This window comes from Companilactobacillus tucceti DSM 20183 (assembly GCF_001434665.1).
In the GTDB taxonomy this organism is placed as follows: domain Bacteria; phylum Bacillota; class Bacilli; order Lactobacillales; family Lactobacillaceae; genus Companilactobacillus; species Companilactobacillus tucceti.
Genome location: NZ_AZDG01000010.1, coordinates 40935 through 55441, shown reverse-complemented (window position 1 = coordinate 55441; position 14507 = coordinate 40935). Strand labels below are relative to the sequence as shown.

Genomic DNA, 14507 nt, shown 5'->3' with positions numbered 1-14507 from the left:
TAAGGGAGGGGAATAATATGGCTGATCAAAGTGAATTAATGACGGTCAATATTGTCACTCCTGATGGTGTTGTTTATGACCATCATGCAAATCTTATCGTTGCAAGCACGATTAGTGGAAATATTGGTATCATGTCAAATCATGAACCAATAATTGCTCCGTTGAAAATTGATGAAGTACGTGTAAAGCGTGTGGATTCTCCTAATCATGAAGATTCAATTGCGGTTAACGGTGGATTCCTGGAGTTCAGCAATAATCTCGTGTCTATTGTTGCCAATAGTGCCGAGAGAGCTATTAATATCGATTTAAGACGTGCAAAGTATGCTAAAGAAAAAGCCGAGAAGAGAATTCAAACGGCTAAAGAAAAACATAATGTAGATGATCTTAATCGTGCTGAAGTATCATTGCGTAAAGCTGTTAATAGAATCAATGTTAGTTCACACGAAGATACTAAATTGTAAAATAAAAGACAAAGATAAAACTTTCGGGTTTAGTCTTTGTCTTTTTTTTGGTAATATGAAAAGAGTTAAGTATTTTTAATAAAGTCAAACATATCATTATGACAGTGTTATGCTATACAAAGTGAGGTTATAGAATGCAGAACCTAGGAGTAAACGCAATTTTTACTTTGGTAAGTCATTTAGTTTTCATTTGGCTTAGTTTTAATTGTTTACAAGTAATTGATTGGAAAAAAATTTACAATAAATCTGTTAATCCTAGAATGTTACAATTACTAATAGCGTTCTTAGCTATTGCTTTAGGCTATACTGTTAGTTCATTTTTCTTGAACATAATCAGTGTTTCACAGAACTTGACCTTACTTTTCTAATTCTAATGATTCCATCGTTTTGGAGGAAAAAATTGTGCAACAAATTATCGTAAATGGACCATCTAAGTTAAAGGGAACTGTTAAAATCGAAGGAGCTAAAAATGCGGCGTTGCCCATCCTAGCAGCGACGCTTTTAGCCTCTTCTGGAGAAGTGAATTTGACAAATATCCCTCCATTGTCAGACGTCATAACGATGACAAAAATGTTACGTGCACTTGGTGCAAATGTTAATTTTGATGAAGATAATGAAGTATTGACTGTCGATTCTTCTAAGGGAACTTTGACCACAGCTCCTGAGGATTTAGTTGATAAAATGCGTGCTTCAATCGTTGTCTTAGGACCGCTATTGGCACGTAATAAAGAAGCACACGTTGCAATGCCTGGTGGCTGTGCAATTGGCTCACGTCCAATTGATTTGCATATCAAGGGACTTGAAGCGATGGGTGCAGAATTTCAACAAAATGGTGGCTTCATCGATGCTAAAACTGAAGGTTTGAAGGGAACTAACATTTATCTAGATTTTCCAAGTGTTGGTGCAACTCAAAATATTATGATGGCTGCGGTTTTAGCTGAAGGTGAAACAGTTATTGATAATGCTGCACGTGAACCAGAAATCGTTGATCTTGCAAATGTACTAAGTAAAATGGGTTCAGATATTAGTGGTGCTGGAACTAATACTATCCGTATTAGAGGAGTTAAATCTCTACATGGATGTGAACATTCTATTATGCAGGATAGAATTGAGGCTGGTACGTTTATGGTTGCAGCAGCGGTTACTAATGGTGATATTATGATCAAAGATGCAATCGAGGCACATAATCGTCCATTGATATCTAAATTAAGAGAAATGGGCGTAAAAATAATTGAATCAGACGAAGGAATTAGAGTTGTAGGAACAGATCATCTTCAACCGGTTGATGTTAAAACATTACCTCATCCTGGTTTTCCAACTGACATGCAGGCTCAAATGACGTTAGTACAGCTATTAAGTTTAGGTACCACCGTTATGACGGAGACTGTATTTGAAAATAGATTTATGCATTTTCCAGAATTTGGGAAAATGAAGGCTGATTATAAGATAGAAGGAAATTCTGTTATTATGTTTGGCCCTGCACAACTAACTGGTGCAAAAGTTTCAGCAACCGATTTAAGAGCGGCTGCAGCTTTAGTATTAGCAGGTATCGTTGCAGAAGGTGAAACTAGAGTTTCTAATTTGCAATATTTAGATCGTGGTTATTATCATTTCACTGAAAAGTTAAGAAATTTAGGCGCCAATATAAGACGTGTATCGATTGATAAAGACGGAAGAGAGAATTTAGTATTACATACCGTTTCAAGTATCAATAAATTGGCTTAGAAAGTGGTTGATCCACTTTCTTTTTTTATTCGTGGCAATTTATTGATGGCGCTTGTTATGATATACTTTTTTTGTTTAGATTTTGGAGGATATAGTATGTCGAAATATCTAGGAATTGATTTGGGTACAGCAAATGTACTTATTGATGTAAAAGGAGAAGGTATTGTTTTAAACGAACCTTCAGTAGTAGCAATCAACACAAAAAATGACGATGTTGTTGCAGTTGGACAAGATGCCTATCAAATGGTAGGTAGAACTCCAGCTAATATTAAAGCAGTTCGTCCTTTGAAAGATGGTGTAATTGCTGATTTTAATATAACTGAAAAAATGCTTCAATATTTTATTGATAAATTAAATGTTAGAAGTCGTTTTTCAAAACCAACTATTATGATTTGTGCTCCAACTAATGTAACTCCAGTTGAGCAAAAGTCTATCATTGAAGCCGCTGAACAAGCTGGTGGCGGAAAAGTATATTTGCAATTTGAACCAAAAGTTGCTGCCGTTGGTGCAGGACTAGATATCTTTAAGCCTCAAGGAAATATGGTTATTGATATCGGTGGTGGTACTAGTGATATTGCTGTACTTTCAATGGGTGATGTTGTAACAAGTCGTTCACTTAGATTTGCTGGTGATAAGATGACTAGTGCAATTCAAGCATATGTAAAGTCTAACCATAGCTTAATTATTGGTGAGAGAACAGCAGAACAAATCAAAATCGAAATTGGTTCTGCTTTGGAAGCCGATGATAAAGTTACTTTCTCTGCTAGTGGTATTGATATCGTTACTGGTTTACCTAAAGAGATCACGGTTAACGAAAAAGAAATTGAGGATGCTTTGCATGATGGTGTTCTTCAAATCGTTGACGCTGCCAAAGGTGTTCTTGAACAAACACCTCCTGAATTGTCTGCAGATATTATCGATCGCGGTATTATGTTGACTGGTGGTGGATCTTTACTTAAGAATTTGGATAAATTATTGGCCGAACAATTGGAGGTTCCTGTTTTAATGACTGAAAGTCCTTTGGATTCAGTTGCCTTGGGAACTGGAATTTTATTAGAAAATATAGAAAAACATAAAAAATACTAGGGTGAATAATGAAAAAAGATTTTGGTAGAGAATATCGTAAAGATATTTTTCGAAAAATAGGTTGGGTGCTTCTACTCATTCTGATCTTCTTTATTCTGGGTATGTTAATTGGTTCTGCTCTTGGCGGGTCAAATCCGTTAGCCGTACTTTGGCCAGGAACATGGATTCATATGTTAGACTTTTTAAGGTAGTTAAATGAAAAGACTATTAATTAGTTTGGTCAGAGTTTATCAGAAGTTTATATCCCCAGTATTACCTCCTAGCTGTCGATATTATCCAACATGTTCTACTTACTTTATTGATGCCGTTAAGAAGCACGGCGCTATTTTAGGAGCAATTATGGGTATTGCTCGAATTCTTAGGTGCAATCCCTTTGTTCGTGGTGGAGTGGATCCTGTTCCGGATAATTTCACCATTTTTCGCAATCCTCATCCAGAAGACTACGAAGATGAGATTATTGCTAAGAAATTTCATAGTAAAGAATAGGAAGATTTAATGGTTAGAAAAAAGAAAGCAATTGAAATTAATTTAAAAGATATAAGTGACGATCCCGAGGTTTATGAACTTTGGAATGGTAAAAAATATATTGGAACTATTAAAAAAGAGGGTGAACGTTACTTGTCATATGTAGAAAGTAACGATACTCCCTTTAAGTCAGTTAAACTTGACGATGCAATAAATGAATTATTGATGCAGTACAATCTACATAATCATTAATAGGTGTTAAAATGCAAATAAAAAACAATAAAAGAGAAAATGATTTAGAATCAAGAATTGATTATGGAGTCATCTTTTCGGTTATGATGTTGGCCCTTATTGGTTTAATGTCTATTTATGTTGCTACAGTTCAGGATTCTCAAAATCCATTGAAGAATGTTGCTTCACAAATAGTTTGGTATGCAATTGGAGCAGTTATCGTAGTTGTAATCATGCAGTTGGATGCAGAACAATTGTGGCAGGTAGCTAATATTGCGTATTTTGGAGGACTGGCGTTACTGGTATTAGTTCTTCTCTTATACAGTAGAACTTATTTTGCGCAAACTGGTGCAAAAAGTTGGTTTGCCTTAGGACCATTTACGTTCCAGCCGTCTGAGGTAATGAAACCCGCGTATATATTGATGTTAAGTAAGATTGTAACGAATCATAATACCGAGTTTAGAACACATACATTGAAAAGTGACTTTTCACTATTAGGTAAATTGATCCTTTGGACATTGCCAGTCTTGGTATTACTAAAGTTACAAAACGATTTGGGTACTTTGTTAGTATTTATCGCCATTTTAGGTGGAATCGTTTTAGTTTCAGGTATTGATTGGAAAATTATAGGTACAGCCTTCCTAATCGTTGCAGTAGTGGGTGGTGTAGCTTTGACCTTTGCTACTACCGATTGGGGAAGATCGTATTTGTCTCACTTTGGATTTAGAGCTTATCAATTTGCTAGAATTGATAGCTGGTTAAATCCATCTCAGGATACTTCAGAAAATGGTTATCAAATTTGGCAGAATATGAAGGCTATTGGATCTGGACAATTATTTGGTAAGGGATTTAATGTCTCTAACGTTTATGTTCCAGTACGTGAATCTGATATGATTTTTTCCGTTGTCGGTGAAAACTTTGGATTCATTGGTTCATGTGTTTTGATATTCTTATATTTCTTGTTAATTTATCAAATGATTCAAGTAACTTTTGATACTAAAAATGAATTTTATGCTTATGTTTCGACTGGCGTTATTATGATGATCTTATTCCACGTCTTTGAAAACATTGGTATGAGTATCGGATTACTACCATTGACAGGTATTCCGTTGCCGTTTATTTCTCAAGGTGGTTCAGCACTTTTGGGTAATATGATTGGTATAGGATTAATTATGTCTATGAGATTCCATCATAAGAGTTATATGTTTGAAAATGGTACATTTAATCAAAGGTAGGTAAAGAGTATGTCTGAAAAAAAATATTTATGGACAAAAGTTGGAGAAGAAACAACACGTGTTGGATTAACTAAGGTTGGACAAGAGGCCTTAGGTAAAGTTAAGTTTGTCGATTTGCCAATTTTAGGACATGATATTAAAGTTGGGGACTCAACTGGTGAGGTTGAGGCGCAAAAAGCTGTTGTAGAACTACAATCACCAGTTTCCGGTAAAATCGTTAAGATCAATGATAAGTTAACTGATAATCCTGAATTGTTAAATGGTTCTGAAGAAGATGCTTGGCTTTTTGAAGTAAATAATTAAATAATTATAACCAATACATTTATTGTTGCTTATTCCTTGCAACTTTTTTTAAGAACTGTTTAAATTATCCTGAAATTAATAAATGAATGGGGTAGTTTAAAATGAAAATCTTAGGTGAAAAAATTCGCCATTACAGAAAGCTCAGAGGAATTTCTCAATCTGAGCTGGCCGATGGCATATGCACACAGGCAACTGTTAGTTTGATCGAGAAAAAAAATAAGATTCCAAGTATGGAAATCTTGGTTCGCATTTGTGAAAGACTGGGTATCACAATGAACCTCGTTATCGTCAATGACGATAGTCAGATTTATTCAATTATCAGTGATATAAAAAAATCATTTTACTTTGACGATTATCAAGCTATTGAAGATAAGCTCAATAAGTTAAATGATATCAATATCAATAATAAGCAAGAAATCAAGTTGATTCATTTCTTCAATGGGTTAGTAGAATATGAACTCAGCAAGAATTACGACAAAGCAATTTTTGATTTTAACCGTGCGATGAATGTCAATATTGCGAACGTTGACATGTATGATATCTTAATTGATATTTACACCGCTAAAGCTTATGTCAATAAGAAATCAACTGATGAAGCAAAGGTATACTTTGAACAAGCTAAAGATTTAATCAAAGCTAGCGTCGAAAAAATTAGCGATGAAAACTATCATGATAGTATTTCAATTTATGCTAACATGTCTGATCTTTCTCTGAATCTGGGTGATAATGAGAGAGCAGCAGATTACGCTAGTGAAGGTATCTATATCGCTAGAAAAGAGCAATCATTGTTCAAACTAGATGAGATGTATAGTTCTTTAGCTGAAGCTGGTACCCGCGAAGGTAAAAAAGCCGATGAGAATTATATCAAGGCTTATGTACTTTCAAGCATTATTGATAATAAGAAAATCTTTGAAAAATTAAAAGAGAAGATTAAAGATGTAGATTTTAATGTATTTAACAACTAACTAATTATTAATTTCAAATAAAAAAAGTGAGCTGGATTTTAAAAATCCGGCTCACTTTTTTATTTTTTATTATTTCTTTTTCTTAACGTCTTTAATAGGATTGTTATCTAAGTCAGTTCTAACAACTAACACATCACATGCCGCTGTTCTTGTTACATATTCAGTAACAGAACCGATCAATAATCTTTCCATTGCATTTAAACCAGTTGCACCGATCATAACTAAATCAATTCCTAATTTCTTAGGGAAGTCATTAGCAATGATTGCTTTAGGGGCTCCATACTCGATGCTATAGTCAATTTCTGTTAATCCAGCTTCTTTTGCTGTTTTAACATAACCTTTAACAGTTTCTTTAGCCTTTTCTGTAATTTGTTCTACCATTGTAGAATCAAAACTGGAAACATTTTGAAAAGCACGAGTATCGATTACATGTAGTAAATGAACTGCGGCTTTGTTTCTTTTTGCAACTTCAACAGCTTTTTTAAAAGCTAATTCAGCTTCAAATGATCCGTCAATTGGTACGAGAATGTTTTTGTATTGTTGTAACATAATATCACCCCGTTATTGTATTGGTATAAGTACTATACCTATACTTATATTTTAGTTTATTCGGAAAAATAAATACAGCTATCTGTTAATATTTGCTAAATAAATTGAAAATATAGCTGCTGTTAGACTACCTAGAAGTAAAGTAATGAAGTTTGCTTTTTCATTACCTACTAATAATATGATAACGCCAACAACTGATATGACAACCAAAAGCACCGAAGTAATTCTCATTGCCGATTTAAGAGTTGAATTTTCATCAGGTGAGTAAATTAAAAATTTTTTATCACTGTGATACCACAGATTATAGGAAAGGGCTAGTAAGAATAAAATAAATAGTGCCATTAAAATCTTAATCATCATGTTCTTTATTACTCCAATTTGTTTTTTTCTTCCAATCGTTTAATTGATTCAATCGCATATTAAGTGCTTGTTCATATTTACCAGTGTTTTTAGGTTGGTAGTATGTAGTATTGATTAAATTATTTGGAAGATATTGTTGTTTTACCCAATCATTTGGATAATTGTGAGGGTATTTGTATCCCACACCGTGGCCTAATTTCTTGGCTCCACTATAGTGGGCATCTTTTAAGTCATCTGGTATAGAGTTAGCTTTACCAGATCTAACATCAGCTAATGCAGAGTCTATTGCATCCATGGCGGAATTAGATTTAGGACATAAACATAAATCAATAACGGCATTGGCCAAAGGTATACGAGCTTCAGGAAGTCCAACCATTTGTGCTACTTGTGCTGCTTGTACTGCACGAGAGCATGCTTGTGGATTTGCCAATCCGATATCCTCATATGCGCAAACGAGTAGTCTTCTGATAGCAATTGTTAGTTCCCCAGCTTCTAGTAATCTTGCTAGGTAATGGAGTGCTGCGTCTGGGTCACTTCCACGAATAGATTTTTGGAAAGCTGATATCACATCGTAATGACTATCTCCATCCTTATCAGCTGAAATAGCCTTTTTTTGAATGGATTCTTCAATATCATGAAGTTTTAAATGTATTGTTCCATTCTCATTTTTTTTGGTGGATAAGACAGATAGTTCTAATCCATTTAATATGCTTCGTAGATCCCCATTAGTGGATTCAACTAATGTATTTAGTGCCAATTCATCAATTTTAACATCATACTTACCCAAACCGTTTTTATCATCATTTAAAGCACGCTTGACGGCTTTTTTTAGATCATCTGGTGACAACGGATGTAATTCGAATATTTGCACTCTAGAACGAATAGCAGGGCTTATATTGATATATGGATTTTCAGTTGTAGCACCAATTAAAATAATTGATCCACTTTCTAATAAGGGTAATAAAAAATCTTGTTTTGTCTTATCTAATCGGTGAATTTCATCTAAAAGTAGAACAACCGTACCACTCATTTTTGCTTCTTCAGCAACGATTTGTAAATCTTTTTTACTATCTGTAGCAGCATTTAATTTTCTAAAGGCATACTTAGTGCTACCAGCTATTGCACTGGCAATACTAGTTTTCCCAATGCCAGGTGGTCCGTAAAGAATCATCGAAGATAACATCTTAGCTTCAACCATTCTACGGATGATTTTATTAGTTCCAACTAAGTGTTGTTGACCTACTATTTCATCGATATTAGTTGGTCGCATTCGATATGCTAGTGGTTTTTGCATAATACCTCCTATATAATCAATATGTATATTCTACAACAAAGGAAGAATATGATGTTTAAGAAAAATGATTTTGAAGTTTTTGAAGATGATACGTTATCTGGTCGTTTACAATTGATACGACAACAACTTGATCCAAAGTTTCAAAAATTTGGTGATGAATTGTTATCAGCACTGGAAGAAAAATATCAGTCTAAATTTTATATGAAAATAGCTAAACATCAGCGTAGGACAAAAAATCCGCCACCTGATACTTGGTTAGCAATAAATCAAAATAAAAGAGGGTATAAGAAAACTCCGCATGTTGAATTGGGATTATGGCCCGATAGATATTTTATTACTTTTAGTTTATTGGCAGATATAAATAAGAGACCAGAATATTATCCTATAATACAAGATTTAGAAAAGAGAATAATTGATGGAGGTTGGGGAGTATCTAATGATCACACTCAACCAGAATTATTTACTGCAAGTGATTCATACAAAAAAATACTAAAAAGATATACGTCGGTTAAATCAAGTGATTTTGTAATTGGATTTACTCTTAATAAAGACTCTGAAATTGTTGAAAGAGGAGACTTCGATAAGTTACTTTTTGATAAGTTCATGAAATTAGTTCAATTTATGGTAGAAATAAATGAACAGGTCGCCAATTAGGCGACCTGTTTTTTTCGTATAAAAAAACACCCACCAAGTGGATGTTTGAATATAAATATTAAAGGATTTGGTTGTAGTATTCAACAACTAGTGATTCGTCAATATTTGGTTCTAGTTCGTTACGTTCTGGGTTACGTACTAGAGAACCTGTCAATGTGTTATCGTCAAAGCTAACAAAGCCAGGGCGACCAACAACATTTTCAAGGTTTTCCTTAACGATAGCCAAGTCTTTTGACTTTTCGCGAAGGCTGATCTTTTGACCAATTTGTACTTCGTATGATGGAATATCAACACGTTTACCATCAACAGTGATGTGACCATGGTTTACAAGTTGACGAGCTTGTGGACGTGAACTTGCTAAACCTAATCTGTAAACAACGTTATCAAGTCTTGTTTCAAGAAGAATCATCAAGTTAACACCGTGGATACCTTCAAGCTTACCGGCACGTAAGAAGAGGTTACGGAATTGGCGTTCGTTAACGTCATACATGAAACGCAATTTTTGCTTTTCTGTTAATTGTTGACCATATTCTGAGATCTTACGACGACTATTTGGTCCATGTTGACCTGGTGCATAGTTACGACGTGCGATTTCTTTTCCTGATCCTGATAGGGAAATACCTAAACGACGAGATAATTTCCAACGAGGTCCTGTATATCTAGACATAAATAAAATTCCTCCAAAGTTGTAATGGAGTAAAATAATTAACAAGAGTTTAGCATTCGTGCAGTTATCGTTACGATCTTCGCCATGTGCAGCCACAGGTTACTAATCGAACTAAAAGCCTTTAACTGTTGACGTTCTTGCCGCTCTTTGCTGCATATTTTACACGAAGACTAGTGTAACGTGAATATTAACCATTGTCAAAGTAAATATTTAAAACTTTATTATGAATGCTTGCTATCAGTAATAGTAGTATAAATCTTTGTTATAATTTTGAGTATGAATGTTAAGTAACATCATTAGGGGTGTAAATGTGTCTATAATTATTATTGTAATTATCTTATTGGTGCTGATTTTCTTATGGTATATGTGGTTCTTGCAAAAGAAAAATGCCGGTGTATTGAATGGCTACAAGGACAATATAACTGATTTAAAGGAAGACCGCTTTAAAGATAAAATAAAAAAAATCGAAGATATGAATCTGACAGGTTCCAGTAGTGAGCGCTTTGTTAGTGTAAAAAAAGAATATTTTCAAGAATTGAATGAAGTGGTACCTGATATTTCTACTGATATGCGTAAAGCTGATTATAAGAATACCCAATTTAGAGTTTTTGGGGCAAATAAGCAACTTAAGGCAATAGCAACAAGAATATCAGATGTTGAATCTAAATTCAGTGAAATAGAATCTTCATTAGATAACTTATCAAATAGTGACGAGCAAAATGCTTTACGTCGTGATGAATTGCATAAGAACTATCAATTATTGCGTAAGCAAGTATTAACTCAATCATTTGATTATGGTTCTGCAGCGGATAATTTGGAAGATGAACTTTCAGAAGTTGCGACACTATTAGATGAAGAAGAAACTTCTACTAAAAATGGTGATCATCTAGAGGCCAGCCAATATTTGGATGATGCAAGAGTGAAGATTGCATTGATAACCGATCAACTCAAAGTGATAGAACCACTACATCATGATTTAAATGAAGTATTTCCTGGACAAGTAGAAGAAATTAACGATGTTTATCAAAAATTATTAAATCAACAATATCAATTTGAGGATAATATTGCTGATTTAATGAATAGTGTTCAAGAGAATATGATTAAATCGGATAATGCTTTAGGTGAACTAGATTTTGATGATACTAGCAAGTTAAATGACGATATAAAGGAAAAGATTGAAAATCTTTATGACATTTTGACACTTGAGGTTGAAGCAAAACAAAGTGTCCTAAAGCAACAAAAACCGGTATTAGACTATATTAATCATGCCAATTATCAACACAATAAACTAGAACATAGAATGCAAGAATTAGAAGAACACTATATTTTAAAGAAAAATGATACAAATGAAATTGAAGATAATCGTAAGGAATTGATCAGTCTGAGAGAAGATTATGACCAAGAAGTTCAAGACATTGCTGATAAAAAGGTTGTATATTCTCACGCTGAAGTTACCTTCAAGGATATCATTGAAAAACTTGATCGAATTGAAGAAGAGGAAAAGTCGATCAATGATAGCTTGAATCAGATGGTTTCCAGTGAGAGTATTGCGATTAATAGTGTAAATCAATATTCTAAACGTTTAGAAATTCAAAAGAAGATCGTTGAACAATTGAGACTAAATGGCTTGCCAGATTATTACTTGGATTATTTCTATATGGTTTACGACGAGATCAATAAATTATATGACGAGTTAGGTTCTAAGCAAATTAATATGGAAGATATTAGTAAACAAGTCATTGTTGCGCAGGAAGATTTGGAGAATTTAGTTCAAAAGACAACCGAATTAAAGCAAAAAGTAAGTTTAGCTGAAAAATTATTACAATATGCTAATAGATATGGTAATCATGACGATAACTTTAAAGATCAATTGGAACGTTCAAAATCTATCTTTGATAATGATTACGATTACAACAAAGCAGTTGAAATAATTTCCAAAGAATTGGAACGTGTTGAACCAGGATCAGTTGAAAGAATTAAAGAGACAATTAATGCATAATTAATCGTTTTGATGTATCGTATAAGAGATGAAATTTTAGGCCTGAGGGCCTTTTTTATTTGGTGGGAAAAAATATGATTTATTTTGATAATAGTGCAACAACAAAAATTGAGGAATCTGTTTTACAAACATATAACGCTGCTAGTTTGAATTACTTTGGTAATCCATCTAGTTTACATAAGTTAGGTTTAAAAGCTTATGAGTTATTGGAAACATCACGTAAGCAAATTGCTCAACTTATGGGATTTAAACCCTATGAGGTAGTATTTACAAGTGGTGGTACAGAAGGAAACAACTGGATCATAAAAGGAACTGCTTTTAAAAAACGTGAATTTGGTAAACATATTATTACTACTTCAATTGAACATCCTTCAGTAATGAATTCGATGCATCAATTGGAAGAACTTGGTTATGAAGTAACATACTTGCCAGTAGATAAGACAGGTCATGTTAGTGCAAGTGATTTAAAGGACGCTATTAGAGACGATACGATTCTTGTGTCAACAATGGCGGTTAATAATGAAATCGGTTCTATTCAACCGATACATGAAATGGCACGTGTTTTGGATGATTACCCAAACATCAGTTACCATGTTGACGGAACTCAAGCTATTGGAAAGAATATAGATGATAAATTTATTGATTCCCGTGTTGATTTTTACACGTTTTCAGGTCATAAATTCCATGCACCACGTGGGATTGGATTTATTTATATGAAATCTGGTAAGCAATTGGAGCCACTTATGGCTGGTGGAGGCCAAGAAAAAAATCTTAGAAGTGGTACTGAAAATACACCAGCTATTGCTGCTATGGCCAAGGCTTTACGTTTATTAAAAGATAACGAAGCTCAAAAAGCTGAAAAAATGTTAAAATTAAAATCCGAATTGATCAATCATATCGAAGGCCTTTCAAATACTCACGTATTCTCAAAGATATCAGATGATTTTGCACCGCATATTATCTGCTTCACGATTGATGGTGTTCGAGGTGAAACGGTTGTTCATACATTTGAGGATCGTGACATTTATATTTCAACAACAAGTGCTTGTTCATCTAAAAAGGGTTTGGAATCTAGTACTTTAAAGGCAATGAGCACTCCGGAAAAAGTTGCTACAAGTGCTTTTCGAGTTAGTTTAGATGAGAATAATACTGAAGCTGAAATGAAGAAATTCATTAAGAATTTAGATCAGATCCATGATCATTTTCAAATTTTGAATTAAGTTTTTAGAAACAAAACTAGGAGAATTTAATGGAATATACTGAAATTATGGTTCGCTATGGTGAGCTATCAACAAAGGGTAAAAATCGTAAGAGCTTCATCGACCGCTTACATGGTAATGTCGCTAGAGTTTTGAAAGATTACCCTGATTTAAGAATGAGACCACATCGTGATCGTCTACATATTGAACTAAATGGTGTTGACGCAAAACCAGTTATGGAAAAACTAAAAAATGTTTTTGGGATTCAAACTTTTTCATTGAGTGTTGAAGTCTCAAAAGATTTTGAGGATGTTAAGAAAAAAGCTATCGAAATGATGCATGAAGCTTATAAACCTGGAATGAGTTTTAAAGTGGGTACTAAGCGTTCAGATCATAGTTATTATTTGGATACTAATCAAATCAATCTTCAACTTGGGGATGCAATTTGTGATGAATTTCCTGGCATTGATGTTGAAATGAAACGTCCAGATATTAAGATTTCTGTTGAAGTTAGACAAGATGGAATTTATCTATCTTACTTAACTATTAAAGGTGCTGGTGGATTACCAGTTGGTACTGCTGGGAAAGCAATGCTTATGTTGTCCGGTGGTATTGATTCACCAGTTGCTGGATATTATGCTTTGAAGCGTGGAGTGGATATTGAAATGGTTCATTTCTACAGTCCTCCATACACATCAGAACAAGCATTAAATAAAGCTAAAGAACTAACGAGTAAATTGACTGCTTTTGGTGGAAATATCAAATTTATTGAAGTTCCATTCGCAGAGATTCAAGAAACTATCAAAGCATCCGTACCAGAAGGATACTTAATGACGATTCAACGTCGTTTTATGCTTAGATTAACGGATATTTTACGTGAGAAAGAACATGCTTTAGCTATTTTCAATGGTGAAGCTGTGGGGCAAGTTGCTTCACAAACTTTAGAGAGCATGATGGCTATAAATGATGTAACAACTACACCAATTCTTCGTCCCGTTGCAACAATGGATAAGACAGAAATTATTAGAATTGCTGAAAAAATCGATACATTTAATTTATCTATTCAACCATTTGAAGACTGTTGTACAGTTTTTGCCCCACCTAGTCCTAAAACTAGACCTAATGTTGAAAAAACACGTAAATTTGAAAGTGTCTTGGATATTGATGGTTTAATTGAGAGATCTCTTGCTGGAGTAAAGATTACAACAATTGAACATGGTGATCATTTTATGGAAAGTAATCAAGAAAATATCAATAGCTTACTTTAGGCAATTGACGTTTTTTAAATATTGTTTTATTATCATAAACAACAGC

18 protein-coding genes and 1 other annotated feature (1 of these 19 only partly in view) are annotated in these 14507 nt (G+C 33.8%); of the genes, 14 read left to right on the top strand and 4 right to left on the bottom strand.

The genetic code is table 11. The annotated features are described in order from the left end of the window. Positions 1 to 17: 17 nt before the first annotated feature. The 10 genes from FC72_RS05710 to FC72_RS05665 all read left to right on the top strand — a co-directional run bounded on the left by FC72_RS05710 (position 18) and on the right by FC72_RS05665 (position 6471). Entirely contained in the window at positions 18 to 461 is a 444-nt protein-coding gene (locus tag FC72_RS05710) for a F0F1 ATP synthase subunit epsilon (RefSeq protein ID WP_057765681.1), read from the top strand. Positions 462 to 595: 134 nt separating this feature from the next. Next, entirely contained in the window at positions 596 to 829 is a 234-nt protein-coding gene (locus tag FC72_RS05705; protein WP_057765679.1) for a DUF1146 family protein, read from the top strand. Between the two features lie 34 nt (positions 830 to 863). Beyond that, positions 864 to 2186, top strand: a complete 1323-nt coding sequence (murA, locus tag FC72_RS05700; RefSeq protein ID WP_057765677.1) for a UDP-N-acetylglucosamine 1-carboxyvinyltransferase — start codon at positions 864 to 866, stop codon at positions 2184 to 2186. A 96-nt stretch (positions 2187 to 2282) separates the two neighbouring features. Then, positions 2283 to 3272: a rod shape-determining protein gene (gene mreB, locus FC72_RS05695; RefSeq protein WP_057765675.1), complete on the top strand. Its 990-nt coding sequence runs from the start codon at positions 2283 to 2285 to the stop codon at positions 3270 to 3272. 8 nt (positions 3273 to 3280) lie between these two features. Beyond that, complete coding sequence (locus FC72_RS05690; RefSeq protein ID WP_057765673.1) at positions 3281 to 3463, top strand: DNA-directed RNA polymerase subunit beta; 183 nt, start codon at positions 3281 to 3283, stop codon at positions 3461 to 3463. Positions 3464 to 3467: 4 nt separating this feature from the next. Next, positions 3468 to 3758, top strand: a complete 291-nt coding sequence (gene yidD / locus FC72_RS05685) for a membrane protein insertion efficiency factor YidD (RefSeq protein WP_057765671.1) — start codon at positions 3468 to 3470, stop codon at positions 3756 to 3758. 9 nt (positions 3759 to 3767) lie between these two features. Then, entirely contained in the window at positions 3768 to 3989 is a 222-nt protein-coding gene (locus FC72_RS05680; RefSeq protein ID WP_057765669.1) for a DUF2969 family protein, read from the top strand. A gap of 11 nt (positions 3990 to 4000) precedes the next feature. Beyond that, positions 4001 to 5203 (top strand): FtsW/RodA/SpoVE family cell cycle protein, encoded by a 1203-nt coding sequence (locus tag FC72_RS05675; RefSeq protein WP_057765667.1) that lies wholly within the window; start codon positions 4001 to 4003, stop codon positions 5201 to 5203. 9 nt (positions 5204 to 5212) lie between these two features. Further along, positions 5213 to 5506, top strand: coding sequence for a glycine cleavage system H family protein (locus FC72_RS05670; protein ID WP_057765665.1), 294 nt, complete (start codon positions 5213 to 5215; stop codon positions 5504 to 5506). 101 nt (positions 5507 to 5607) lie between these two features. Continuing rightward, entirely contained in the window at positions 5608 to 6471 is an 864-nt protein-coding gene (locus FC72_RS05665) for a helix-turn-helix transcriptional regulator (RefSeq protein WP_057765663.1), read from the top strand. A gap of 69 nt (positions 6472 to 6540) precedes the next feature. Here the strand turns inward: FC72_RS05665 and FC72_RS05660 are convergent, their stop codons facing one another. From FC72_RS05660 to FC72_RS05650, 3 genes are all read right to left on the bottom strand, one after another. Then, positions 6541 to 7020, bottom strand: coding sequence for a universal stress protein (locus tag FC72_RS05660; protein WP_057765662.1), 480 nt, complete (start codon positions 7018 to 7020; stop codon positions 6541 to 6543). Between the two features lie 78 nt (positions 7021 to 7098). Continuing rightward, positions 7099 to 7380 (bottom strand): hypothetical protein, encoded by a 282-nt coding sequence (locus FC72_RS05655; RefSeq protein ID WP_057765659.1) that lies wholly within the window; start codon positions 7378 to 7380, stop codon positions 7099 to 7101. Beyond that, on the bottom strand, positions 7370 to 8674 hold the full coding sequence (locus FC72_RS05650; RefSeq protein ID WP_057765658.1) for a replication-associated recombination protein A: 1305 nt from the start codon (positions 8672 to 8674) through the stop codon (positions 7370 to 7372). Before FC72_RS05650 ends, FC72_RS05655 begins: the two co-directional genes overlap by 11 nt. Before the next feature lie 51 nt (positions 8675 to 8725). Between FC72_RS05650 and FC72_RS05645 the strand changes: the two genes are divergently transcribed. Next, on the top strand, positions 8726 to 9328 hold the full coding sequence (locus FC72_RS05645; protein ID WP_057765656.1) for a DUF1054 family protein: 603 nt from the start codon (positions 8726 to 8728) through the stop codon (positions 9326 to 9328). Between the two features lie 58 nt (positions 9329 to 9386). On the opposite strand, the gene rpsD is transcribed toward FC72_RS05645, so the two are convergent. Continuing rightward, complete coding sequence (gene rpsD, locus FC72_RS05640) at positions 9387 to 9995, bottom strand: 30S ribosomal protein S4 (RefSeq protein WP_057765654.1); 609 nt, start codon at positions 9993 to 9995, stop codon at positions 9387 to 9389. A gap of 310 nt (positions 9996 to 10305) precedes the next feature. Between rpsD and FC72_RS05635 the strand changes: the two genes are divergently transcribed. From FC72_RS05635 to thiI, 3 genes are all read left to right on the top strand, one after another. Continuing rightward, positions 10306 to 11994, top strand: a complete 1689-nt coding sequence (locus FC72_RS05635) for a septation ring formation regulator EzrA (protein WP_083480760.1) — start codon at positions 10306 to 10308, stop codon at positions 11992 to 11994. Between the two features lie 74 nt (positions 11995 to 12068). Next, positions 12069 to 13214 (top strand): cysteine desulfurase family protein, encoded by a 1146-nt coding sequence (locus FC72_RS05630; protein WP_057765651.1) that lies wholly within the window; start codon positions 12069 to 12071, stop codon positions 13212 to 13214. 29 nt (positions 13215 to 13243) lie between these two features. Continuing rightward, the gene (gene thiI / locus FC72_RS05625; RefSeq protein ID WP_057765650.1) at positions 13244 to 14461 is read left to right on the top strand and encodes a tRNA uracil 4-sulfurtransferase ThiI; all 1218 of its coding nucleotides are present in this window, start codon (positions 13244 to 13246) and stop codon (positions 14459 to 14461) included. 38 nt (positions 14462 to 14499) lie between these two features. Then, positions 14500 to 14507, top strand: a binding site (T-box leader) (it continues 178 nt past the right edge of the window).